Source organism: Allobosea sp. P1_A7 (assembly GCF_056406775.1).
In genome coordinates, this window is sequence record NZ_JBFTZN010000571.1 from 1 (window position 1) to 1284 (window position 1284).

1 protein-coding gene is annotated in these 1284 nt (G+C 65.5%); it reads left to right on the forward strand.

Features of this window, described 5'->3' with window-relative positions; all coding sequences use genetic code 11:
• Positions 1–1274: tripartite tricarboxylate transporter permease (locus AC1D34_RS37665; protein WP_476827040.1), on the forward strand; the 1274-nt coding region annotated here is incomplete at its 5' end.
• Positions 1275–1284: the final 10 nt, after the last annotated feature.

Here is a 1284-nt window from a genome sequence, read left to right on the forward strand (position 1 = left end):
CGGCCATCCTGATCCGCACACCCGGCACCAACTCGGCCGCCGCGACCGTGATCGACGGATACGAGATGAAGAAGCAGGGCCGGGCCGGCGAGGCGCTGGGCATCTCGCTCTGGTCCGGCGTCATCGGCAGCCTGTTCGGGCTGGTCATGCTGATCATGCTGACCGAGCCGCTYTCCTGGGTCGCACTCGCCTTCAGGCCAACCTCCTATTTCGCGCTCGGCATTCTCGGCCTCAGCGTCATCGCCTCCATGACCAACGGCTCGCTGCTCAAGGGTCTCGCCGCGGCAGTCGTCGGGCTGATGATCTCGACCATCGGCACCGACCCTATCTCGGGCGTGACGCGCTTCACCTTCGGTAGCCCGGAGCTGCTCGGAGGCGTCGAACCCGTCCTGATCATGATCGGCATCTTCGCGGTCAGCGAGTTGATGATGCAGTCCGGCTCGCGCGACATTGGCGGCCTGCGTGAACAGGTCAAGGTCCGCCTGCCCAGCTTGAGCATGATGAACAGGCTCAAGCGCTCGCAGTTCATCGGCTGCCTGCTCGGCACATTCGAGGGGCTGACCCCGGGTGGCGGCGGTTCGATTGCGGCCTTCCTGTCCTATAACGAGGCCAGGCGCTGGTCGAAGGAGCCGGAGAAATTCGGCAAGGGATCGGAGGAGGGCGTCGCTGCGCCCGAGACCGCCAACAACACGGTGGCCAGCACCGCGTTGATCCCGCTTCTCTCTTTCGGCATTCCGAGCTCGAACTCGACTGCGGTGCTGCTCGGCGGCCTGCTGATCCACGGGCTGCTGCCCGGGCCGCGCCTGTTCGAGCAGAATGCCGATGTCGTGGTCGGGCTCTATCTCGGTTCGTTCATCGCGACCCTGGCACAGATCGTCGTCGGCATCCTGCTGCTGCCCGTCTGCGTCTGGCTGGTGAACCGGCCCCGCGCCTATCTCGCCGGCTTCATCCTCGCCTTGATCCTGTCGGGCATCTACACGCTCAACACCTCGCTTGCCGATCTCGGCATCGCGCTCGGCATGGGCCTCGTCGGCTACCTGATGCGCCGCGCTGGCTACCCGTTCCTGCCGCTGATCCTCGGCGTCGTGCTCGGTCACATGGTCGAGTCGAGCTATCGCCGCTCGCTGCTGCTCTCCGGCGGTGACCATTCGATCTTCCTCGAAGACCCGATCGCGGTCGGCCTGCTGCTGGCATCGACCGTCTTCGTCACCCTCTCGCTCGTCCGCGAATTCCGTGACGCGCGCAATGCCAAGCTCAAGGATGCGCACGCGTGAACCACCAGAC